This window comes from Halomonas sp. DP8Y7-1 (assembly GCF_019801685.1).
Taxonomy (GTDB): Bacteria; Pseudomonadota; Gammaproteobacteria; order Pseudomonadales; family Halomonadaceae; genus Halomonas; species Halomonas litopenaei_A.
Window position 1 is genome coordinate 240728 of sequence record NZ_JAHVIN010000003.1, and the last position, 23791, is coordinate 264518.

15 protein-coding genes are annotated in these 23791 nt (G+C 63.1%); 2 read left to right on the forward strand and 13 right to left on the reverse strand.

The annotated features are described in order from the left end of the window. Positions 1–6: 6 nt before the first annotated feature. Together KUV41_RS02915 and glyA are read right to left on the reverse strand one after the other, a co-directional pair. Complete coding sequence (locus KUV41_RS02915; RefSeq protein ID WP_206941283.1) at positions 7–1257, reverse strand: sarcosine oxidase subunit beta family protein; 1251 nt, start codon at positions 1255–1257, stop codon at positions 7–9. Positions 1258–1367: 110 nt separating this feature from the next. After that, positions 1368–2690: a serine hydroxymethyltransferase gene (gene glyA / locus KUV41_RS02920; RefSeq protein WP_222484130.1), complete on the reverse strand. Its 1323-nt coding sequence runs from the start codon at positions 2688–2690 to the stop codon at positions 1368–1370. 63 nt (positions 2691–2753) lie between these two features. Here glyA and KUV41_RS02925 point away from each other — a divergent pair, with 63 nt between their 5' ends. Then, positions 2754–2966 (forward strand): hypothetical protein, encoded by a 213-nt coding sequence (locus tag KUV41_RS02925; RefSeq protein WP_222162748.1) that lies wholly within the window; start codon positions 2754–2756, stop codon positions 2964–2966. Between the two features lie 97 nt (positions 2967–3063). Here KUV41_RS02925 and KUV41_RS02930 read toward each other — a convergent pair whose 3' ends face one another. Continuing rightward, complete coding sequence (locus tag KUV41_RS02930; RefSeq protein WP_222484139.1) at positions 3064–4167, reverse strand: GlxA family transcriptional regulator; 1104 nt, start codon at positions 4165–4167, stop codon at positions 3064–3066. Between the two features lie 93 nt (positions 4168–4260). Next, on the reverse strand, positions 4261–5367 hold the full coding sequence (locus KUV41_RS02935) for a hybrid-cluster NAD(P)-dependent oxidoreductase (RefSeq protein WP_206941290.1): 1107 nt from the start codon (positions 5365–5367) through the stop codon (positions 4261–4263). Positions 5368–5736: 369 nt separating this feature from the next. On the opposite strand from KUV41_RS02935, the gene KUV41_RS02940 reads away from it, so the two are divergent. Beyond that, positions 5737–7023, forward strand: a complete 1287-nt coding sequence (locus tag KUV41_RS02940; protein WP_222484560.1) for an aromatic ring-hydroxylating oxygenase subunit alpha — start codon at positions 5737–5739, stop codon at positions 7021–7023. Positions 7024–7129: 106 nt separating this feature from the next. Here KUV41_RS02940 and KUV41_RS02945 read toward each other — a convergent pair whose 3' ends face one another. From KUV41_RS02945 to KUV41_RS02985, 9 genes are all read right to left on the reverse strand, one after another. Then, on the reverse strand, positions 7130–10678 hold the full coding sequence (locus tag KUV41_RS02945) for an EAL domain-containing protein (RefSeq protein WP_222484142.1): 3549 nt from the start codon (positions 10676–10678) through the stop codon (positions 7130–7132). Positions 10679–11155: 477 nt separating this feature from the next. After that, on the reverse strand, positions 11156–12517 hold the full coding sequence (locus KUV41_RS02950) for a GntP family permease (RefSeq protein ID WP_222162745.1): 1362 nt from the start codon (positions 12515–12517) through the stop codon (positions 11156–11158). A gap of 264 nt (positions 12518–12781) precedes the next feature. Next, positions 12782–14056, reverse strand: a complete 1275-nt coding sequence (locus KUV41_RS02955; RefSeq protein WP_222484144.1) for a sugar diacid recognition domain-containing protein — start codon at positions 14054–14056, stop codon at positions 12782–12784. A gap of 77 nt (positions 14057–14133) precedes the next feature. Next, entirely contained in the window at positions 14134–14397 is a 264-nt protein-coding gene (locus KUV41_RS02960) for a hypothetical protein (protein ID WP_206941298.1), read from the reverse strand. Positions 14398–14525: 128 nt separating this feature from the next. Then, entirely contained in the window at positions 14526–17513 is a 2988-nt protein-coding gene (gene fdhF / locus KUV41_RS02965; protein ID WP_222484153.1) for a formate dehydrogenase subunit alpha, read from the reverse strand. Beyond that, positions 17510–19255 (reverse strand): NADH-ubiquinone oxidoreductase-F iron-sulfur binding region domain-containing protein, encoded by a 1746-nt coding sequence (locus KUV41_RS02970; RefSeq protein WP_222484155.1) that lies wholly within the window; start codon positions 19253–19255, stop codon positions 17510–17512. Before KUV41_RS02970 ends, fdhF begins: the two co-directional genes overlap by 4 nt. Positions 19256–19315: 60 nt before the next feature. Further along, positions 19316–20221 carry an electron transfer flavoprotein subunit beta gene (locus KUV41_RS02975; protein WP_222484157.1) on the reverse strand — a complete coding sequence of 302 codons (906 nt, stop codon included), beginning with the start codon at positions 20219–20221 and terminating at the stop codon, positions 19316–19318. Next, a complete protein-coding gene (locus KUV41_RS02980; protein ID WP_222484159.1) occupies positions 20211–21695 on the reverse strand; it encodes an electron transfer flavoprotein subunit alpha/FixB family protein in 1485 nt (494 codons plus the stop codon). The genes KUV41_RS02975 and KUV41_RS02980 overlap by 11 nt, the downstream gene beginning before the upstream one ends. Next, on the reverse strand, positions 21692–23776 hold the full coding sequence (locus KUV41_RS02985) for a DUF3483 domain-containing protein (protein WP_222484160.1): 2085 nt from the start codon (positions 23774–23776) through the stop codon (positions 21692–21694). The genes KUV41_RS02980 and KUV41_RS02985 overlap by 4 nt, the downstream gene beginning before the upstream one ends. Between the last annotated feature and the right edge of the window lie 15 nt (positions 23777–23791).

The following is a 23791-nucleotide window of genomic DNA, read 5'->3' on the forward strand; positions in this document are numbered from 1 at the left end:
CTGGACTCAGTGGGCGACACCCGCGGCGCCGTGCTCATCGATCAGGGCACCACTGTGGAAACGGTCGATGGAAAACGGTGCGGCCAACGGATGCATCTCGCCCTTGGCCAGGCTGGCGGCAAACACATGCCCAGACCCGGGCGTGGCCTTGAAGCCGCCGGTACCCCAGCCGCAGTTGAAGTAGAGCCCCTTAATGGGGGTCTTCGACAGAATCGGACAGGCATCCGGACAGGTATCGACGATGCCCCCCCACTGCCGATTCATGCGCACCCGGGAGAAGATCGGGAACATCTCGACGATGGCCTGCAGGGTGTGTTCGATGGTGGAGTAGCTGCCGCGCTGTCCATAGCCGTTGTAGCCGTCGATCCCGGCCCCGATGACCAGGTCCCCCTTGTCGGACTGGCTGATGTAGCCATGCACATGGTTCGACATGACCACAGTATCCAGCACAGGCTTGAGTGGCTCGGACACCAGCGCCTGCAGCGGGTGGCTTTCCAGCGGCAGGCGCAGTCCGGCCAGCCCCGCCAGGACACCAGAGTTGCCTGCGGTCACGCAGCCTACGGTGGTGGCCTCGATGTCACCACGGTTGGTATGCACCCCGAGGATGCGCCCATCGCGGATCTTGAAGCCGGTGACTTCGGTCTGCTGCAGAATATCCACACCCAGGGCATCGGCTCCGCGGGCATAGCCCCAGGCCACCGCATCATGGCGAGCAACCCCAGCACGGGGCTGCCATGAGGCGCCCATGACGGGATATCGCGCGTTTTTTGAACAGTCCATAATGGGCACAAGCTGTTGCACACCGCGGGCATCCAGCACCTCTCCGTCGATGCCATTCAGCCGATTGGCATTGACCCGGCGCTGGATATCGCGCATGTCCTGCAGGGTGTGCCCCAGGTTGAGCACCCCTCGCTGGGAGAACATCACGTTGTAGTTGAGGTCCTGGGAAAGGCCCTCCCACAGCCCCATCGAATGCTCATAGAGGGCCGCCGCCTCATCCCACAGGTAGTTCGAGCGCACGATGGTAGTGTTGCGAGCGGTATTACCGCCCCCCAGCCAGCCCTTCTCGATCACCGCGACGTTACGTACCCCGAACTCCTTGGCCAGGTAGTAGGCGGTCGCCAGGCCGTGCCCGCCGCCGCCAACGATGATCACGTCATAGGCCGCCTTGGGAGTGGGGTTACGCCACTGTCGCTGCCAGTTCTCATGGTGGCTGATGGCATGGCGCGCCAGCGCAAATCCGGAATAGCGTTGCATGATGTCTCCTCAAGGATCTCTTTTTCCGCTCAGTGGCATCAGCCCAGTAACGTCAACCCAGTGCCACGGCCACTGCACCGCCAGCTCGCGCCTGGGGTTCCACTACCTGACTAGGCGGACTGCAGCTCGGATGGGTCGGCCATCGCGTAGACAGGGTGACGCGCACACAGCTCAGCGACCCGAGCTCGTACCTCGTCTTCGATGGCGGCGCTATCGTCGCCCCGGGTCAGGGCGTCCAGAACGTCACAGATATCACCGGCAAGCTGTGCACACTCCGCCTCATCGAAGCCCCGGGTGGTAACAGCAGGGGTGCCAATCCGCAGGCCCGAGGTAACGAAGGGACTTTGTGGATCGCCTGGCACGGCGTTCTTGTTGACGGTGATGTGGGCACGGCCCAGCGCCACGTCAGCATCCTTGCCGGTAATGCCCTGGCGGATCAAAGAGACCAGGAACAGGTGGTCATCGGTGCCACCGGACACCACGTCATAGCCACGCTCAAGGAATGTCGACGCCATGGCTCTGGCGTTGGCGATCACTCGCTCTTGATAGCGCACGAAATCCTGGCTCATGGCCTCGCGGAAGGCGATCGCCTTGGCCGCGATGACATGCATCAGCGGGCCTCCTTGCTGACCAGGAAACACGGCGCCATTGAGCTTCTTGTAAAGCACTTCATCACCGCTGGCCGACAGGATCAGGCCACCGCGAGGACCGCGCAGGGTCTTGTGGGTCGTCGTGGTCACGACATGGGCATGGGGCAAAGGACTGGGGTACAGGCCTGCCGCCACAAGACCGGCAACGTGGGCCATATCGACCAGCAGCCAGGCTCCGACACTGTCGGCGATGGTGCGAAAACGACGCCAATCCACCACCCGGGAATAGGCCGAAAAACCCGCCACGATCAACTTGGGACGATGTTCGCGTGCCAGGCGTTCGACCTCGGCGTAGTCGATGCGGCCCGTCGCTTCATCCAACCCGTACTGCACCGCCCGGTAATGCTTGCCAGAGAAGTTGGGCGCCGCACCATGGGTGAGGTGACCGCCATGGGCCAGACTCATGCCAAGTACGGTGTCACCCGGCGAGACCAGCGCCATGAAGGCGGCAGCATTGGCCTGGGCACCACTGTGGGGCTGAACATTGGCATAGTCCGCCCCAAACAGGGCACAGGCTCGCTCCATCGCCAGGCGCTCGACCACATCCACGTGCTCGCAGCCACCGTAGTAGCGCTTGCCGGGATACCCCTCGGCGTACTTGTTGGTCAGTTGGCTGCCTTGGGCCTCCATCACCGCCGCACTGGCGTAGTTTTCCGACGCGATCAGCTCTACATGCTGCTGCTGGCGAACCTCCTCCGCGGCAACGGCCTCAGCTATCTGGGAATCGAATCGTGCAAGACAGAGCGACGTCCGCGATGAATGCGCCGTGAACAGATGGGACATGGGGTGCCTCCCGCTATGGCAAGCAACGGTTAAGCGACCGCACTCGCCTGATCAGATTTATCGTTGTCATTGCAGGCACGGGCCGGCAGTCTCACTCGCGAGGTCATCCTCGACCTCCAAGGTAAGCTGCTGCCACAACGCAATCGTTCTGAAAGCGACATCGACGTCTTCAACAAGGACATCTGTCACTCCCGCATGGGTGTCGGCGTTGTCGGCAAGGTCACCGCCTGCTGCCTGGTGCTGTCATTGAAGCCGACACGCCCCGGCGTGACTTGAACAAATGCGACAGCTTTATTGGACGCGGGTGACCGAGACGGTCTGTGTTTGCGAGAGGGTCAGGCTGGGTCGAGAAGGTCAGGCTGGGTCGAGACGCTCAGCCTTGGCCGAGACGAGTGCCAATATGCAGAAAGAAGGGGTCGACGCCGGCTTCCTCGCGCCCCTTGGGATCGCGGCGCAATTGGGAGGGAGACTGGCCATAGGCGGCGCGAAAATGGCGGGAGAAGTGTGCGGTGTCGGCGAAGCCACAGCGTTCTCCGATATCGGTGATGCTGTGCTCGGTGAAGTACAGTAGCCACAGGCCATAGCGCAGTCGCAGGTCACGGGCGAACTTCTGTGGCCCGATGCCAAAGCTGTCCTGAAACTTGCGCTCGAGGCCGCGACGGGAGGCGCCTACGCGATCGGCAAGCTCATCCACGGAAATGACCTCCCCCAGATGCTGCTCCAGGATCGTCACCGCCCGGCGCACGATGCGGTCCTCGATACGCTCGAATACCACGGGCTGTGGCTGGCCATGCTCTCCGCCGCGGTGCCCATCCAGCAGCATGATGTTCAGACTCTTGCGCGCCCAGGCGCGGCCCAGATGACGCTCCACCAGGTACGCCGCCAGATCGGCCGCCGCGGCGCCACCCGCACAGGTCAGACGATCGCCATCATCCACATAGAGCCGATCGGCCACCGCATTGACCTGGGGAAAACGGCGCACCAGGTCCGCATGGTGATACCAGCTGACACAGCAGCGTCGCCCTGCCATCACACCAGCCTGGATCAGAGACAGCACACCCGTGCAGACGCCGACCAGGGGCACGCCAAGCCGAGCCGACTGACGCAGGTACTCTGACGCCGCAGGATCGTCCGTCGGTGAGCCGTCGAGCACTCCGCCAATGACCACCAGATAGTCGAACTGACGCGGGTCACAAAAGGGCGTGGCAAAGGGTTCACAGGGTGAGATGACCGCACCGCAACTCGACGGTGCATCCTCCCCGTCTGCCGTAAGAAAGCGCCAGCGGCAGCGCAGTTGACGACTGCGGTCGCCCTCATCGGAGGCCAGCCTGAGGCAATCCACAAAGGCAGCAAAGGGCAACAATGTAAAACGACGCAGCAACACGAAACCTACCGACAGCGCCGGCGGTTGGGCCACCGACGTTGACGCCTCAGACTCAGCCTCAGACAGGGGGGAGGAAGAATCGGTAGGAAACATATCGCTCGTATGCCAGCGGAGGTGGCTGACCAGCGTACCCGATTCCCCCCGACCGCCTCCACTGGGCGTGGATTTTGCTACTGGCACGCCTCGCTACCAGTCGACAGTGACATTGCCTCGGGGCCGACTGCAGCACGACAGAATGTAGCCCTCGGCCACGTCTTCGTCGGTGATGCCGCCGTTGTGGTCCATCTCCACCTCGCCTGCCACCAGAGGCACTCGACAGGTGCCACAGATCCCCATGCCGCAGGCCTTGGGAATGTGCAGCCCCAACTTGGCGGCCGCTGCGTGCACGGTCTCACCTGGCTGGATACGCACACTTTTCCCTGCAGCCGCGAACTCCACGCAGTGCATGTCCGCGACATCCAGCTCCTCGGCGAGCGCTTCGGCCTGCTCGGCCAGCTCGTGCACGTCCTCCTGAACATCCACCGGCGTCGCGCCAAAGGACTCCTCATGGTAGCGGCTCATATCGAAGCCGCGCTGAACCAGCAGCCGTCGCACCGCCGCCATGAAGGGGGTCGGCCCACAGCAAAAGACCTCGCGATCCATGAAATCCGGCGCCATCAACTCCAGCATGGCCTCTGACAGGAAACCGCGATACCCGGCCCAGGACTGGTTCAGCTCACTGTCACGCTCGCACACGATGTGCAGCCGAAATTCAGGAAGTCGAGAGAAGATATGGTCGAGCTCTCGGCGAAAGATGATATCCCTGGGAGTTCTGGCACAGTGGACAAAATCCAGATCCACCGCCGCATTGGTGTCGAAAAACCAGCGCGTCATCGACATCAGTGGCGTGATGCCCACCCCACCTGACAGCATCAGCACCTTGTCGGCCGCATGATCGATACAGTTGAACTCGCCCACGGGGCCGTGCACCGCCAGTTCGTCGCCGACCTTGAGCGACTCATGCAGCCAGTTCGAGACACGCCCTCCCGGCACCCTCTTCACCGTGATCGAGAAGCTGTAGGGAACCGAGGGGGCACTGGCGATGGTGTAGGAGCGAAACACGCACTCATCGTCGATCTCGAGCTCCAGGGTGACAAACTGCCCCGGCTTGAAAAAGAACATGACCGGCTGCTCCGCCATGAAACAGAAGGTGCGCACGTCCCAGGTTTCCTGAATCACCTTGACGCAGCGCACCACGTGGCGTCCGTTGGACCAGGTCTGGGTCGTCACCGGGCTGAGAAAATTCGTCACCATGGCGTCGTCGCTCGCAGCTAGTGGTGGCTCTGATGACCGGGCAACGGCTACCGGCCAGGCTAATGAGGGAATTCTGCCCCTCGTCCTCCCGCCATCACTTGTCTAATCACGACATCAGCATGCTCGATTCCCCCGGCCATGCTCGTCACGGCAGCGATAGCGTCGCAACGGCATCATCTGGTGTCGTCGCCAGACAGCCCTGCTTCGAGCCCTTGTTCCAGACTGCCAGCACGCCACGCCCCACATGCCAGCCACCAGAGGCGTCCATCGCCCGTGACCTGCACGCGCACTGGGCCGTCGCCCAGTACCCATTCGATGAGCAAGGACGACGTTCACCGCGAGCGTCTGCCGCATGACCTGGAGAGCAACATGGACCCCATCGCATCACCCCGTCTGGGGGACCCTCTGGAAGAGGCCCGCCACTTCGCCCTGGAAACGGCCATGCATCATCCTCACGGATTTTCGCTGCCCCAGGCGTTCTACAACGATGACCGCCTGTTCAGACTGGACATGCGAACCATCTTTGAAAGGGAGTGGATCTTTGCCGGGATGAGCTGCGAGATTCCAGCGAAGGGGCAGTTCATGACCCTGGATATTGGCGACAATCCGATCATTATCCTGCGCGGAGACGGCGGCAGCCTGCATGCCTTCCACAACACCTGCCGCCATCGAGGCTCACGGCTTTGCGCCACTCAAAGCGGCAAGGTGGCCAAGCTCGTGTGTCCCTACCATCAGTGGACCTATGAACTCGATGGCCGCCTGTTGTTTGCCGGCACGGAGATGGGCGCAGACTTTCGCCTGGAAGACCATGGTCTGGCCCCTGTTGCCCTCACCGAAGCCGGTGGCTATCTGTTCGTCAGCCTGGCCAGCGAGCCGCCGGATGCCAGCGATCTCAAGGCCGCCTTTGACAGCTACCTGAGCTTCTACGACATGGAAAATCTCAAGGTGGCGGTTACCACCACCATCGAGGAACAGGCCAACTGGAAGCTGGTGCTGGAAAACAATCGTGAGTGCTACCACTGCAACGGCTCGCATCCTGAACTGATCAAGACGCTCTACGAATTCGACGATACCGAGGACCCACGAGCGACCCCGGAATACCGTGCCCTGGTGGAGCGCAAGCAGCAGGAATGGGACGCGCTCGGCATCCCCTGGAAAATGCGCTGGGCAGGCGGCAAGCGCAATCGGCTGACCCGCACGCCACTGGTCGAGGGCACAGTGTCGATGACCATGGATGGACGTCCTGCCTGTTCAACGCCGCTGACCCACCAGGGAATCGAGGACATGGGGTCACTGCGTCTGCTACATCTGCCCAACAGCTGGAATCACTTTGTCGGCGACCATGCGGCGGTGTTTCGTGTGTTGCCGCTGGGCCCCCAGCGCACCCAGGTCACGACCAAATGGCTCGTCCACAAGGACGCGGTGGAAGGCGTCGACTACGATCCCGAGAACCTGCGGCGAGTGTGGGATGCGACCAACGCTCAGGACCGTCGCCTTGCCGAGGAAAACCAGCGTGGCATCAACTCACTCGCCTATCGGCCGGGACCTTACTCCCCCACCTTCGAATACGGAGTGATCGACTTCATCGACTGGTATCGCAGCACCTTGACCACCAACCTCTCGGACACCCCGGAACTGAGCCTGGTACGCGCATGATCGAGGTATCCAGGACCCGACCAGCAGGCGGCCTGGCTAAGGCCGCCTGCCTAGGGCCATCTGACTAAGGCCGCCTGCCTAGGGCCATCTGACTAGGGCCATCTGACTAGGGCCGTCTGCTGTCCGTCGCCACCAGCGGGATAACCTCGCCACTCTCGGCGGCCGTTGGTGGCGTCAGATGTTCACGGCGCAACAGTGCATCAAGCTCACGAAACGGCACCGGTCGCGAGAACAGATAGCCTTGGAATGTGGCGCAGCCCAACTGCTTCAAGGTGTAGCAGTGTCGCGCGGTCTCCACGCCCTCGGCCAACACTTCCAGGTCCAGCTCTCGGGCCAGTGAGATAACGCTCCTGCACACGGCAAGGTCTGGCTCGCTATCGAGACAGTGAGCGACGAACCCACGGTCAATCTTGATCTTGTCGATGGGCAGCGACTTCAAGTAGTCAAAGCTGGAATAGCCGGTACCAAAGTCATCGATCGCAGCCGTCACGCCGCGGCGGGACAATTTTTCCAGGGTCTTGGCCACACCCGGCTTGTCTTCCAGCAGCATGCCTTCGGTGATTTCCAGCTCCAGCCAGTCCGATGGCAGCTGAATGTCATCCAACGCCTGGCACACACTGGACAGGAAGTCCTCACGGTGGAATTCCAGTGGCGACAGATTGACCGCCACCCTGCCTGGCGATAAACCCAGCTGTAACAATCGCTTGGCGTCCTGACAGGCTCTACGCAGAATCCAGCGGCCCAGCTCGATGATCTGGCCCGTTTCTTCCGCCAGAGGAATGAACTCGGCAGGCGATACCCAGCCCAGGTCCGGATGGCACCAGCGCGCCAGTGCCTCAAGTCCCGTGACACGCCCAGCACCATCCACCTGGGGCTGGTAAAAGACCTGCAACCGCTGCTGGTCCAGCGCCACCCGCAGTGCATTGCGCAGCATGACATGTCGACCGGAAGCTCCCTCCAGCGTACGCGAGAACAGCTGGCACTGGTTTCGTCCTCGCTGCTTGGCCTGGTACATGGCCAGGTCCGCCTGCTGGATCAACCGCTGAGAGCTCACTGCCGACTCACTGTCCAGCATCGCAATCCCGATACTCGCGGAGATATGCAGCTGGTGGCCATCCACGCGGAAAGGCTCATGCAACTGCTCAAGCAGCCGTTCGGCCACCACCACCGCTTCCTCTCGCCCACCAATGTCCACCAGCACCATGACGAATTCATCGCCACCGAGTCGTGCCAGTGTGTCCGAGCGGCGCTGTCCTCGCCCCAGCCGCTTGGCGACCTGCACCAGCACGCGATCACCGGTTTCATGGCCAAGGCTATCGTTGATCGGCTTGAAGGCATCCAGATCCAGGAACAGCACGGCCAGCCCCTTCTCATGCCTCTGCGCAAGCGCCACATCATGCTCCAGACGGTCTGACAGCAGCAGTCGGTTGGGCAGACCGGTCAAGGCATCGTGGGTGGCCTGATGGGCCAGCATCTCCTCCTGGGCCTTGCGCTGAGTGACATCGTCGACAATGCCGATGAAGTGGCTGACACCCTCACGACTGGCGTGTACCGGAGACAGGGTCATGTCATACCAGCGGCAAGCCCCCACGTCCTGCGTTGCCAGCACGGTAACGGAGCCGGCCTGCCGAGTCTTCATCCAATGACAGATTTCGCCTTCCGTTACCGGGTCAAGTCCCATACGCCGGGCCAGTTCACTGGCCTTGAGGCCGATCAAGTCAGCGTTGCGCGCACCCAGCATGCGACACACTGCGGCATTGACGTAGATGACCGGCCCGCCCCTGGCGATGGCATCGAAAATGACCACGCCATTGGTGCTTTCGGTCAGACAGCGTTCCATGATCGAGAGCCTGGCCTGCTCCACCTGACGCTGGGTCACGTCGGTAAAGCTTGCAAACAGGCCTGCACAGGCCCCCTCGACCCGAATCTGCTGCAGCCTTACCAGGAAGCAGGAGTGCTTGGTATAGCACTCGAACTTGACCGACTGCTGGTGCCCGGACATGACCTCGTCGAAATGCTCATGCAGCTCAGACGGCGGCGTGTCGCAGCCCATCAACCGGCAGGCGATGTCACCAAAAGGCTGACCGATGGCAGTGGTTTCCGATGAGCCTGCCGACACCGAGACGGCGCCTACCGATGCATGCTGATTCAGGGCACGCTCTGCCGATGCATTCAACTCGGTGACCAGTCCCGAGCGACGTACCTGCAACATGGGATCAGCGCTCAGCCCGAACAGGGAGCGGAACTCCTGCTCTCTTGCCGCCAGGGACATGGCCTGACGACTGCGGATCTTGGCCAGGGAGATCCACACCATCAATTGGTAAGTCGCGAACAGCCCCAATGCCGCCAGCATCGCCGGCAGCAGGACGCCCACCAGCTTTAACGGCAGCGATGCCTGAATACGCAAGGTGCCGCCACCAGACATGGCGATGTCCTCCCGCATCAGCCCAGCAAGACGACCGTGCTCTACCCAGACCTCGCCGGGCCTATGCTCCACCAGCATGCTTTCATTCCAGCCGATCAGCGTCATTCTGGCTTCCAGCCCCTCACTCATGCGATCGAGCCATGGCCCCATACTCACCAACGTCACCAGCCTGGGGCCGAAGCTGCCAAAGCTATTGACCTCCAGCAGGGCGTCTCCCTCGGCGAGTATCCACCAGCGCATGGGTTCATCACGCCGGCGAGCGAGCCAATCGCGAACCTGAGGCATGTCGAGCAGCTCCATCAGTCGGCTGTCGGCCGAGCCTGAGTCAGGACCAAGACGACGCAACACCTTGCCATCCTGCCACCAGACATAGTCGACGATCTCTTCGTGGCCTGAAGACCCTGTCGGTTCAGGCGACCCTCCGGCCTGGGTCAGCGGCATACTCCATTCGCTCCAGCCTTCGCTGTAGCGTTCCTGCCATTGCGCAATACGACTACCGAGGATGTCCAACTGGGAGGCGAGATTGTCACTGAGACTGCGTGAATAAAGGTGGTATCCCCCAAACGCCACCAGCAGACTGAGGCTGGTGCCTATCAGTCCAGCCCACACGGCACGGGGAGCAAGAACACGGAAGTTGATCACATCAGGGCGTGGCAGCAGCAGCAAGATCACCCCGAAAATGATGATCATCAGGGTCCCCAGGGGACGCGTCTCGAACAATAGCTGCCGCCAGCGCGGCACGTCCTCGGCATCGCTGATCATCAACAGGGTCAAGCTGCCGCAGGCAATACTCATCCCGCCGAGGCACTGCAGCAACCAACGCTTCCAGCGATCCGAAGACGCAGTCTCCCGACTGTCCTGCCACACCGATACGGCCAACAGCATCAGCAGCAACGAGGACATGCCCGGCTGGGCGGTCACTCGCCCCTGGTGTTCCCAGGCCTGGTCCAGCAGCCATAGCGCCTGGAACAGGCCATAGCCAAGCAGCAGCAACGCTGCTCCACGCTTGATGACGCGCCGCTGCTGGATCAGCGCAATGATGCCAGCCGTCGCCAGCAGCGACGCCAGGGCCCCCGAGCGACTGAAGGTCAACAACTCAAACAGGAACAAGGCTGGGGATGGAGGCGTAATCAGCGCATGCAGAGCCACCAGCCCACCAAACGTCAGCAGCACCACCACCAGCAGCGTGGTCGCCAATCCCGCCCCTTCTTCCTTATGCCGATCCATCATTCGTCAACCTCGCTCGCGGCTGACTTTCCCGGCGATCCTGTCTGCTGGCTTCCTGCAAACGCCAGTATTAACTGCCATGGCGCCCCTGCTTCAGCGGATACGTAGCTTGCGCGTCGGAAAGTCCATCGTTATTTCTGCCTTTGCTAACTATCCTGCACAAGTTGGTGACGTCGCTCTTGGTAACAATATCGTAAACTCATGTAAGAATAATGCTACAAACTTTACAGTCACATCCTACTTGAGGGGAACAACGCCTGACGGCAGTGAGGCCCTATCACCGCGGTCGTGGAGCGTTGCTGTGAGCCGGCAGTCCTGTGGCCAGGAGCATCGAGCGCCTTGCAAGAAGCCATATGCAGGCGAAAAAGGCAGGTAAAAACAGCAGAGACAAACAGTAGGTACTCACCATCGGTACAAACAACAGATAAAAAAGAGGGCAGGCCATTGGCCTGCCCCGTATCGGATCATCGTGACGTGCAGTTAGAGCATCACCAGTGACAGCAGATAGACCAAGGCCATCGCCGTCACCCCCTGCACCAGGGTCGCCAGGGTCTGGGCGCGATAGGCCAAGCCCACGCTCATCCGACTGAACTGAGACACTACCCAGAAGAAACTGTCATTGGCATGGGATACTGTCATCGCCCCTGCGCCGATGGCCATGACGGTCAGCACCCGTCCCATGTCACTCTCGAGACCGAGATCTCCCAGCATCGGGGCCACCAGAGCAGACGTTGTCACCAGCGCCACGGTAGAAGACCCTTGGGCAGACTTGAGCGCCGCAGACACGATAAAGGGCATGAAGATGCCAACCCCCAGTGCGGAAAGCGTCTGCCCAAGGTATTCGCCCAGCGCCGTCGCCTTGAGCACCGCACCGAAGGCACCGCCGGCACCGGTGATCAGCAGAATTGGCGCGGCAGCGACAATACCTTCACCGATACGCTGGCTAAACTCTTCGATCTTGCTCTCACTCTTGAGCAGCATTGTGGAGAGCAGCAAACCGATGACCAGGGCAGTCAACGGCTGTCCCAGGAAGCTGAGCACGGTCAGCACATCACCCTCACCGAAGGGAGCCGCCGGCAGGCGCGCCACCGAACCGATGCAGATCAGCAGGATCGGGATAAAAATCGGAGCAAACGCCGCCATCGGGCTGGGCAGACGGCCGTAGCTGGCACGCAGCGCCTCCCAATCCTGATGGTGGTCGCCGTCCTCGAGGGCCGGATTGGCCACGTCCGGCTCGGTATGACGGAAGCGACGCGCCCACAAGGTGCCAGCCAAGGCGGCAACCGCGGCGACGAAGACCCCCACACCAATCACCAGGCCCAAATTCGCCTCGAGCCCAAGGTTGCCCGCGGCAGCAATCGGACCGGGAGTCGGCGGCACGAAGGTATGCGTGGCATAAAGCCCTGTTGCCAAAGCGACACTCATGGCAATGGGCGATGTCGTCAACTTGCGTGCCAGGGACTCTTTCAGCGAGTTCAGAATCACGAATCCGGAGTCACAGAAGACCGGAACCGAGACGATATAGCCAATAATCGACATGGTCAGCGTCGGAAAACGATCTCCGAGCTTGGCGATGATCACATCCGCCATGGTGATCGCGGCCCCACTCTTTTCCAGAATGATGCCGATGATGGTGCCCAACACAATGACCAGGCCGATATAGCCAAGGATGCCGCCAAAGCCCGATGTGATCGTGCTGACCACCGAATCGAGTGGCAGCCCGTAGGCAAAGGCCGCGATAAAGGCCGACGCCAACAGCGCCAGAAAAGGGTGAACCTTTAGCTTGCTGGTCGCGATCACGATGAACGCAATCACCAGCAGCAGGATGACAACCAGACTCATGGCGTCTTTGTCTCTCTATGTGGATGAATGGAAGACACCGCCAGCGGACGTGGCAAACGCTCACATCCCGCGACTCACGAGGTGTCCTGCTCCCTGAGGGCCCGGGACCTGCGGAGCTGAGGGCCTGAGGCCCGACAACGGCAGATCTGATCCCGGCAGGCCAGCATTTCCCCGGGGGAGTATGCCTGATCCGGCCGCGGATAACGCCGTCATCTTGCACAAAATCCGCTGAAAATTGACCGCCCAGGTTGTGCGGATCACCAACTATCCATCATCGATGGACAGCTGAAGTCCGAGGTACAGCTCCACCAGGCCGGTGAAGCGGTGAGGAGAGATGCCGGTGATGTCGTGGATCCGATCGAGACGATAGCGCAAGGTATTGCGGTGTATATGCAGCGCGTCGGCACAGCGACTCAGATTGCCCTGGTGCTTGATCAGGCTGTTCAGCGTCTTGAGCAAGCGCCCGCCGCTGTCGTTCTGGTGAATCAGGTCAATCGCAGAGCGAAGCTCATGCCCTTGCCACCCATCCGCCAAGGGCGACAGCAGCACCGGCAGGTGAAGGTCATCGTAGTAGTAGGTCGTTCGCTGCGGGTAGTGCTGCTTGCCGACCTGCAACACCTGCTGGGCACTTTCCACCGACAGGTGCAGGTCCTTGGGGGCATCGAAGGCCCGCCCTACGGCGACCCTGACATCGTCGATGCCATGCCCCCGCAGTCGTTCCAGCAGGTCATTGATCCGCCGCTGTTCATCTGCCATGCCCTCCGCGCCGCCGGACGCCCTGCCGCGCCCCCGATTCATCATCGGCCGTGGCTGCTCTGTCGAGCTCTCACCCCTCGAGCTCTCACCCCTCGAGCACTCACCCCTCGAGCACTGACCCGTCGAGGACCGGTCTGACACAGGCTTGGAGCTAAGCGGCTTGAGGACGAGGATACGGTGCGACGACACCAGCGACACCAGGTTATCCCGCTGAGGTGTAGCCAGCAGCTCCATTAAGCGCTGCATATCGGTCAGGCGCGACGTGGGACTAGCGCGATCCAGCTCAATCAAAACCGCCACCCGAGGCACTCTTACATCAATGCCTAGGCGCTCGGCCCAATCCAGCAACTGGTCGGGAGCAAGCTCATTGTTGATCCAGGAAAGGATGAACCCTTCGCGGTGGCGCTTGGCCCATTCCAGTCGCGCCAGCATATCGGCTTGCTCCACCAGCATTTCAGCCGCGACCTTGACCAGTCGCGCAGACTGGCGGACCCGTTCCGGCTGGCCCGTGATGCCCAGCACACCGACCGTTTTGCCGGCACACTCCAGCAACAGGTTGATGCCAGGGCGCGCGCCCTTGAAGGCCGCCACGTCGGCATCACCGATTTCGAGCGCATTGCCACGTTTCAACGCCAGCACCGCTCCATCATGCAGCGTCCCCAGCCGAGCGGCATCGCCACTGGCGATGATGACCCCGCGTGCATCCATCACATTGATGTTGGCATCGAGGATATCCTGGGTCTTGTCGATGATCTGCTGTGCGAGCTCAGCGCTCAGAATCATGGGGCCACCTGCCACCGTTGGCGAATAGCCTCCATCTTCTCCGGCGCTTTAGCGGGCTGCAAGCCAGGTGTGAACGCTCAATGGGGGGCAACCAGTCCCCCTTCGTCGTTCAAGCCCATCAGGTGGGCATGGATGGCCTGATACACGGATGGCAGTACGATCTCACGCTGGCCCAGCAGCTCCGTGACCAGGGAAGCCAGTCCGGGCAGGCCGCCTTCACGGGCCTTGAGCCTCGCCATACGGGCGCAGGTCTCGGGACAGGCGTCTTCCGGCAATCTCAGCCCAAGAGCCACCAGGCGATCTCGAAAATCACGGCCATCCACCAGCTCGGCAATCATCATGTTCGCGCCCTCTTCTTCATCAGCTCGGCCACGGAAGCGAGGCATCCGGAGTGGATCGCAACAGCACAGGGCCCGCTCTCGCCGTCCAGACCCAGTACGAGCCCTCAGCCCTCAGCCCCAACAGGACCCTAGGACTCTACGGTATCAGCGACAGGCTCGGCGCGGGTCAGACGACACGCTGCATACTTGAACTCCGGAATCTTGCCGTAAGGGTCGAGCGCCGGGTTGGTCAACAGGTTCACCGCTGCTTCAACATAGCAGAAAGGCACGAAGACCATGCCGTCCGGCATACCGTCATCGAGCCGGGCCACCAAGGTGATGGCGCCCCGCCGGGTGGAGATCGTCAGCCGCTCACCTGGTTGCATGCCCAGGCGTGCAAGCTCTCCCGCCGACAGGCTGGCCACCGCTTCGGGCTCGAGCTCATCAAGGACACTGGCTCGTCGGGTCATGGACCCGGTATGCCAGTGTTCGAGCTGACGCCCGGTAGACAGCACCGTCGGGTAGTCATGGTCGACAGGCTCGTCGGGGGGCATAGGTAGCGCCGGAGAGAACGTTGCCTTGCCAGTGGCCGTAGGGAAGGCGTCAGAGAACACCACATCGGCACCTTCGGCGTCCGGTGCCGAGCAGGGATAGGTGACCGCCCCTTCCTGTTCGAGGCGCTCCCAGCTGATGTTATCGAACGAGGCCATGCCCTTCTGCATCTCGGCGAAGACGTCACGGGGGTGCTGATACTGCCAGTCGAGCCCGAAACGTCGCGCCATTTCCTGAATGATCCACCAGTCCGGTCGGGCATCCCCTGGCAATGGCAGTGCCTGACGCCCCAACTGCACCTGGCGATTGGTGTTGGTCACGCTGCCGTCCTTTTCCGGCCAGCTCGAGGCCGGCAGGATGACGTCGGCGAACTGAGCGGTCTCGGTCACGAACAGGTCCTGCACGACCAGGTGCTCCAGGCGGGCCAGCGCTCCCCTGGCATGAGCCAGATCCGGGTCGGACATGGCCGGGTTCTCGCCCAGGATGTACATGCCACGAATAGTACCGGCGTGAATGGCATCCATGATCTCGACCACGGTGAGGCCCGGCTCGGGATCAAGGCCGCTGCTGTCCAGGCCCCACAATTCCTCGAAGGATGCCCGTACCTGAGCATCCGAGACCGGCTGATAGTCGGGCAGGACCATGGGAATCATGCCCGCATCAGAAGCCCCCTGGACATTGTTCTGGCCACGCAAGGGGTGCAGTCCGGTACCTGGACGGCCGGTGTGGCCACACGCCAGCGCCAGGGAAATCAGGCAGCGCGCATTGTCGGTGCCGTGGGTATGCTGGGAGATCCCCATGCCCCAGAAGATCATGGCCCGCTCGGCGCTGGCATACTCCCTTGCCGCCGCCCGTATCTCCTCGGCGGGAACCCCGCACAGGTCCGCGACCGACTCTGGTGTCTGGCCTCGCACGGCATTGGCCAGCCGCTCGAAGCCCTCGGTATGGTCGCGAATATAGTCCTCGTCGAACAGCGCTTCCTCGATGATGACCTGCAGCATGGCATTGAACAGGGAAACGTCGGCACCGGGGGTAAACCGCAGCACCCGGTGGGCATGCGCTCCCATGGCCTGACCACGGGGGTCGATAATGATAAACCGGGTACCGCGCAGGGCGGCCTGCTTGAAGAAGGTGGCCGCCACCGGATGATTGACCGCTGGATTGCAGCCGGTAAGGATCACCACATCCGCCTGCAGCGCCTGCATGAAAGAGGCCGTTACCGCACCAGAACCGATACATTCCATCAGGGCCGCAACGGAGCTTGCATGACACAGGCGCGTGCAGTGATCGACATTGTTGCTGCCGAAACCAAGACGCACCAGCTTCTGGAACAGCCAGGCCTCTTCATTGGAGCACTTGGCGCTCCCGAAGCCCGCCAGCGCCCGCGGACCGTGGCTTGCCTTCAATTGCGTCAGGCCACCCGCCGCCAGGGCCAGCGCCTCTTCCCAGGACGCTTCGCGGAAATGGGTCAGCGGATTGGCGGGATCAAACGCCGGGTCCAGCCCCTTGGGCACGCCCTCACGGCGTATCAAGGGGCGCGTCAGGCGCGATGGGTGACGCGGATAATCAAAGCCGAAGCGCCCCTTCACGCATAGCCGCCCCTGATTGGCCGGCCCGTCACGCCCCTCGACAAAGGCGATGGCATCGTCCTTGATGTGGTAGGTCAGCTGACAGCCAACGCCACAGTAAGGGCAGACCGAGTCGACCTGGCGATCGACATTGGCACGACTGCCCCTGCCGTGGTCGTCGACCATGGTCGCGGGCATCAGGGCACCGGTAGGGCACGCCTGGACACACTCACCGCACCCCACGCAGCTGCTGTCGCCCATGGCGTCGTCAAGGTCGAACACGACCTTGCTGGCAGCCCCACGATGGGCCATGCCAATGACGTCGTTGACCTGCACTTCTCGACACGCCCGAACACACAGGTTGCAGGTGATACAGGCATCCAGATTGACGGTCATGGCCGGATGACTGGCATCGTGACCCGCCGCCCCTTTAGCTGGCGTCATCGGTGATGTGGAAGGTGAGACAAGGTGCCGCCATTCGGCCCCATCATATCGGCCAGGCGGGGTCGGTAAGTGCTCACCGGGGAGGCGATAGTCAGGGGAGTGTCGCACCACATCGCGGCGCCTGCGCGGATAGCGCGCCCGCGCCTGGGTGGCATCCACCGCCAGCCGCTCGGCCATTTTCCACAGCTGACTCGAGCGATCAGGGCTGTCTTCCTGGGCGGGCTGATCGCTGAGCAGCAGCTCCAGCACCCCTTCCCGCGCCAGGCGGGAACGCTCCGAGGTGAGGCTCTTTACCACCATGCCTGGGCGTGCCTCGCGCAGGCAGCTGGCAGCGAGTACTCGCTCACCTTCAATTTCCACCATGCAGGCACGGCAGTTGCCATCAGCGCGGTAGCCGGGGGCCTCCTTGAAACACAGATGGGGGATCGTCTCACCGGCGCGCTTGGCCACCTGCCAGACAGTCTCGCCTGGGTAGGCGCTCACTTCGGCGCCGTCCAGCGTCAGCAGAAAGGCCTCTGGCAGGGCCTCGTCCGCGGCGGTGGAAGAGCCCGCGGTCTTGGTGACCTTGGTCATGATGTGGCTCCTTCCGCAGCGTCGCTGACAATGATGTCATGGCGGGCGAGGTCATCGCGGAAGTGCCGCAGCAAGCTCAGCACGGGATTGGGGGCAGCCTGCCCGAGCCCGCAGATGGAGGCGTCCTGCATGATGCGCGAAAGACGTTGCAGGTCTTCCACCACCCAATGCTTGCGCTCCAGCAGGCTCAGCATCTTCTCGCTGCCTACCCGACAGGGCGTGCACTGGCCGCAGGACTCATCGGCGAAAAACGCCAGCAGGTTCACGGCGACGGCGCGCAGGTCATCCTGATCGGACAGCACGATGATCGCCGCAGAGCCGATAAAGCAGCCTTCTGCCTGAAGAGTATCGAAGTCCAGGGGAAGATCCGCCTTGGACGCGGGCAGGATGCCGCCTGAAGCGCCCCCTGGCAGGTAGCCGGCCAGCCGATGACCGTCAGCCATGCCGCCGCCGAATTCCTCGATCAGTTCGTTCAGGCTGATCCCGGCGGGAGCCAGATAGACGCCGGGACGACGCACCCGTCCTGACAGCGAGAAGCTCCTCAGTCCGCTGCGCTGGCGTCGTCCTTCCCGCGCGTACAGCGCCGCCCCTTCACGCCACAGCACCGGTATCCAGTAGAGCGTCTCGACGTTGTTGACCAGGGTAGGTCGACCGAACAAGCCCTGCTGGGCGACCAGCGGCGGACGGTGGCGCGGCTTGCCGGGCTTGCCTTCCAGGGATTCGATCATGGCCGACTCTTCGCCACAGATGTAGGCACCGGCCCCTCGGCGCAGTATCACCTGCCCAGGGGTGATCAACCCCTGGTCCTCGAGCTCAGCGATGGCCTCGCGCAGCACCCGATGCGCCCCCGGGTACTCGTCGCGCAGATAGATATAGACACCGTCCGCCTGAACCGCCCAGCATGCCACCAGGGCGCCCTCCAGCATCTGATGCGGGGCTCGCTCCAGGTAGTAGCGATCCTTGAAGGTGCCGGGCTCGCCTTCATCGGCATTGACGGCACACCAGCGAGGTCCGGGCTGTTCGCGCACGGTGCGCCACTTGCGGTGTGTCGGGAAACCGGCACCCCCCAGCCCGCGCAGGCCTGAGCGCTCAAGCAGCGTGGCCAGGTATTCGAAATCGACCTGCCCCGCCTGGCATCCCTTGAGCAGCTCGTAGCCCCCTTCCTGCTGGTAGCTGGCCAGGGTCTGCCACACCACCGCCTCTGGATGGGTTCGCCCGGTATCCAGCAACACCTCCACCGCTTCCACGCTGGCATGCCCCAGATGATGATGCCCTACTTCCACTACCGGGGACTGATCGCAGCGACCCATGCAGGGAGCGCGGGTCACGCGCACCTGTGCGGGATCCAGGCCGTCCGCCAGTGCATCAGCGAGCCGCTGTGAGCCCGCCAACTGACAGGAAAGCGAGTCGCACACTCGAACGGTCAAGGCAGCAGGCGCTGGCTCATCGTCGTGCACCACGTCGAAGTGGGCATAGAAGGTGGCTGTTTCATACACGGCCGCCATGGGCAGCGACATGTAGCTGGCCAGCGCTCTCAGCCACTCCAGCGCAAGATAGCCATTGGCATCCTGAATCGCGTGGAGGTGCTCGATCAACAGCTGTCGCTGGCGCAGCAGGGGTTGCTGACGCTCGTCCCCGAGCAGATGGCGCAGTGCTTCCAGCACCGAGGGAGTGGTCTGGCGCCCCTTGAGCGTCTTGCGGGTTCGCCTGGCAGGACTGGCGGTCACGGTTTCTGCGGTCATTGTTTGACTCTATTTATGTGGCGTTAAGGTCACCTGGTGACATGCTGGCACCAGCGGCTCTCAGCGTCCATTACCTTGTCGCGCATTAGTGACAGCTGCGCGACTAACCACACCTTCGGCATCAAGAAAGTCAAGAATCGCCATCGCGCCCTCTGTGGCGGACACCTGTTCGAGTACCCGCCCGCTGCCCGACTCTGCCTTTGCCGCTGCTGCCTTGAACCGTTCGCGCGCATTGGCCGAGGTGACGATCTTCAGCCGCTTCGGCCTTGGCGTGGCAGGCATGAAGGGCCAGGTCGCGCCGGCGGGGTCTATCGGCGGCTCTGCACCGCTGTCGAGCTGCAGCAGCTGCCCTCGCCGGGCCGGGCCGAAAGCGCTCTGGCGAGGCGCTGGTGCCGCTGCCTCGACCCCGAGAATGGCCGGGAGCCTGACCGCGATGCGCCGACGCTGCCCCCTTGGCAGGGCCTGCAGCACGACGGCCTGGGCCACGCCGGACGATATGGGCTCGATGGCCTCGATCGCGACCACCCCTGGCACCCAGCGCCAGTCCAGACGCTCGGCCAGGGCGATCGGCAACAGACCACTGCCCTCCCCCTGCTCGGCGTGCATGCCACACAGCACCAGTCGTGCGTCGGCGTCGACGGGTGCCCGCAACGCCTCATGCAATGGTGCAAGGGCATCCCCTGCTGCCGCCATATGCATCCAGCGAATGGAAGGTAGCCCCATGCCCAGATAGGCGCGCAGTGCTGTTTCGGTATCCTGTTCCGCCGGGCCAGCGTGCCAACAGGACAGGGTGGTATTGCCAGGCTTGCCCTTGTGCTGGAAGGTCAGCGCCATCTCCAGCGCACGCGCATCCAGATCGGCCCGTCGAGGGCGCTGGGTCAGGCCATGACGGCCCAGCGACAGCAGTACGTCCAGGCATATCGACGCCGGCTCTGCAGCTGCCGGGGCTCGCGGTTCAAGCGACATGGCGGCTCTCCTTGATACGGTCGGAAAGAAGGGAAGACATGTCGGGGCTCTCGGTAGGGGCTACCGGCGACGATGCCTCTGGACCAACCCCCAGCTGCTGCCGGCTGTCCCTTTGTTCGACCAAGGAGGGTTCGACCAGGGAGGCCAGCTCGGCCAGGATCGCGTCGCCGTCACCGATCACCGAGAGATCCGCGCGCTTGACCATGTCGCAACCGCCATCAGAGTTGATGGCGATCACCTTCTCGCAGCGCTGAATTCCCTGCAGATGTTGAATCGCACCGCTGATGCCGACGGCCAGATAGACGCGGGCACTGACGAAGGTACCCGTGGCGCCCACCTGACGCTCTCGCGGCATATGCCCTTCATCCACCGCGACCCGCGAGGCGCCTTCGCTGGCCCCTAGCACCCTGGCCGCATGATGGAAGCCGTCCCAGTCACCGACGCCGTTTCCACCCGCAAGAATAAAGGGTGCCTCAGCCAGGGCAATCGCCGCCGGATCCACCGCCACGGCACCGAGATCTTGCATCGGCAGCGGTGCCTCCGGGTGATCGCAGGACGTTCGCGACAGCGGCCATTCACGGGCTTCGTGCCGGGTCGCCGTCACCGGCTCCGCGCATTGTGCGGCAGCCACCACCACACGCGGCAGCGGACGCGCCAGGTCCTGGCGGCCCGAGCCCGAGCGGCATAGGCAGGACCAGCCGCTGTCACTGGCGTCATCCAGCTCCACGCGCCACAGCCCGCAGGCAGGCCGCTCGCCCAGACGTACCGCCAGGCGGCGGCCCAGGTCTCCGCCCTCCAGGGTGGCGTCCGGGAACAGCCAGTGCCGCGGTGACAGCGCCCGGTCCGCAGCGAGACAGGCCGCAAGGCGATCCTCAGGGGCATATCCCGGCGCTACTGGCAGCACGATGACCCGATCTGCTCCGGCCTCGGCCAGCGCGTCTTGCAGGGCGCTTTCGAGGGTTGCCGACGGCGATGGCAGCAACAGCAGCGCCGTCACGGCAAGCGAGCTGCCGTCGATGTCAGCCCTGTCATCGGCCCTGTCATCAGCCCTCTCATCAGCCAGTCGTCGGGCCAGGCCAAACACGTCGCGGTCGTGTTCGCTCAACCGACCTGAGGCGAGATCCGGCACCACGGCAATGACCCCCGCGGGATCGGCCACCACCACATCGCGACGCTGATCTCGCTGCGTTGCTGTTCGATCCTGTTGTGGCCCGGCGGCGCCGACCAGAGCACCACTGCGATCCATCCGCCGACGTCCATTGGGCCCCATGACGCCGACAAGGTGGGGATCGCGGCGCATGCGTCCGTTGGGCCCCATCCAGGATGCCTGGCCCTCACCGCCTTGACCGAGGGCCGCCAGCACGGCGAGATGCTCCGGGTGACGTCGATTGCGAGCAATCCCTTCCAGCCTGGGATCTCGGCGGCGGCGAACATCGTGTTGCTGATGCTGGGACGTCGAATGAACATCACTCATTGGCTTGCCTCCTCGACGAGTCGACCAGGATGCCCCGTCTGGCGCGGCCGGCGCCGAGCACCTGTGGCGGTCGACGATGCCTCGGAAACCGATTCCTCGAAAACCGATTCCTCTAACACCAAGGCCTCAGCCACCAATTCGGCGATGTCCCGAACCTCCGCCTGGCGATCCACCACCCCCTCCAGCATCGCCGTACACTGGGGGCAGCCTACCGCTACCACATCGGCCTCTACCTCGGCCACGTCGGCCATGCGCATGTCGGGAATCCGCCGTTCACCAGGGATATCGGTGACCGGGGCTCCCCCTCCTCCTCCGCAACAACGCGAGCGAAAGCCAGAGCGCGCCATCTCGGTCAGCTCGATGCCCAGGGCAGCCAGCACCCGCCTCGGCGCATCAAACTCACCGTTGTAGCGCCCCAGGTAGCAAGGATCATGGTAGGTCACACGGGACCGCGGGCGTGGCGCTATCTTGAGCCTTCCCTGCTGCAACAGCTCATCCAGGAAGGTGCTGTGATGACGCACGCAATAGTGGCCGCCAAAGGCTGCGTATTCGTTGCCAAGAACGTGAAAGCTGTGAGGGTCACAGGTGACGATGGTCTGGAAGCCATAGCGCGACAGCGTTGCCACATTGTCCCTGGCCAGGCGCTGGAAGGTGGCCTCATCGCCGAGCCGTCGCGCCACATCGCCGCTGTCACGTTCTTCATCCCCCAGCACCGCAAAGTCCACCTGGGACGCCCGCAGGATCTTCACCAAGGCTCGCAAGGTACGCTGGTTACGCATATCGAAGGCTCCATCACCGAGCCACAGCAGAACGTCCACCTGCCCCAGTTCACGCATCAGCGGCAAGTTCAGGTCTGCCGCCCAGTGCATCCGCGAGTCCGGCGCGAAGCCCCCGGGATTGTCCGTCGCGATCAGGTTGTCGAGCACCGCCGCCCCCTTGCCCGGCGTGGCGCCATGTTCCAGGGTCAAATGGCGACGCATGTCGACGATGGCATCGACGTGCTCGATCATCATTGGGCACTCCTCCACGCAGGCCCGGCAGGTCGTACAGGACCACAGCGTGTCCGCATCGACCAGCGCACCGCCTGAGGTCACGACCATCGGGCCGCCAGGCTGGCCACGGTGCTCACCAAGCGGCTTGCCCGGATAGGGCGAGCCATGAAAGCCTGCGTCGCTGCCGCCGGTCATGCCAAGCACCATGTCCTGGATCAGTTTCTTGGGGTTGAGTGGCTGTCCCGCCGCGAACGCCGGACACACTGCCTCGCAGCGACCGCATTGCACGCAGGCATCGAAGCCCAGACGCTGATTCCAGGTGAAGTCCTCCGACGTTTCCACCCCGAGCGGAGCATCAGGGTCGTCAAGATCAAGCGGCTTTAGCCCCGTCGACCGCGGCGATACACCGTCGCGATCGCTCTGCCGGGTCGAGAAGCGTTCGGCACGCCGATGCCACGCCAGGTGCAGTGCGCCGGCAAAGGCATGTTTCATCGGACCGCCCCAGGTCATGCCGAGAAACATCTCGCCAAGCCCCAGCGCCAGCCCAGCCAGCAGTACCAGCGCCAGCGTCCCGCCGAGCACCCCCGTGAGCCACGCCGCAGGCAGCCAAGTCACCATCAGCATGATCAGAGACAGGCCTGCCACGCTGGCGGCAAATACCGTCAGACTCCTTGGCAGTCGCTGCCAGGGGCCGCGGGATAGCCGCGACGGCGGACGTCGACGGCGCCTGGCCACCCGCCGGGCACCGCCCAGCATGACCAGACTCATCACCAGCATCAGCCCTGTCAGTAACGTCTCTCCACCCTCGGGCAGGGGCGCCAGGGTCACCAGCAGCAATAAGCCTGCAGCAGCGACAAACCCGCCTGCGGTAGCCACATGGGTATGAGCAAACGCCTTGTCTCGCGCCACCACATGATGCAGGTCCACCAGGTAGCGACGGGGCATGGCAGCAAGTCCCCCGAGCCATGGCACTGGCGACGGACGACCACGGCGCCACAGCAAAAAGCGCCTGGCAGCCCCCACCAGCGCCAGCAGCAGAGCAGCAAGCACCAGCCCCGTCAGGGAACCGTAAAGAAGCGTCGCGGACATGGGTGGCCTCCTGAA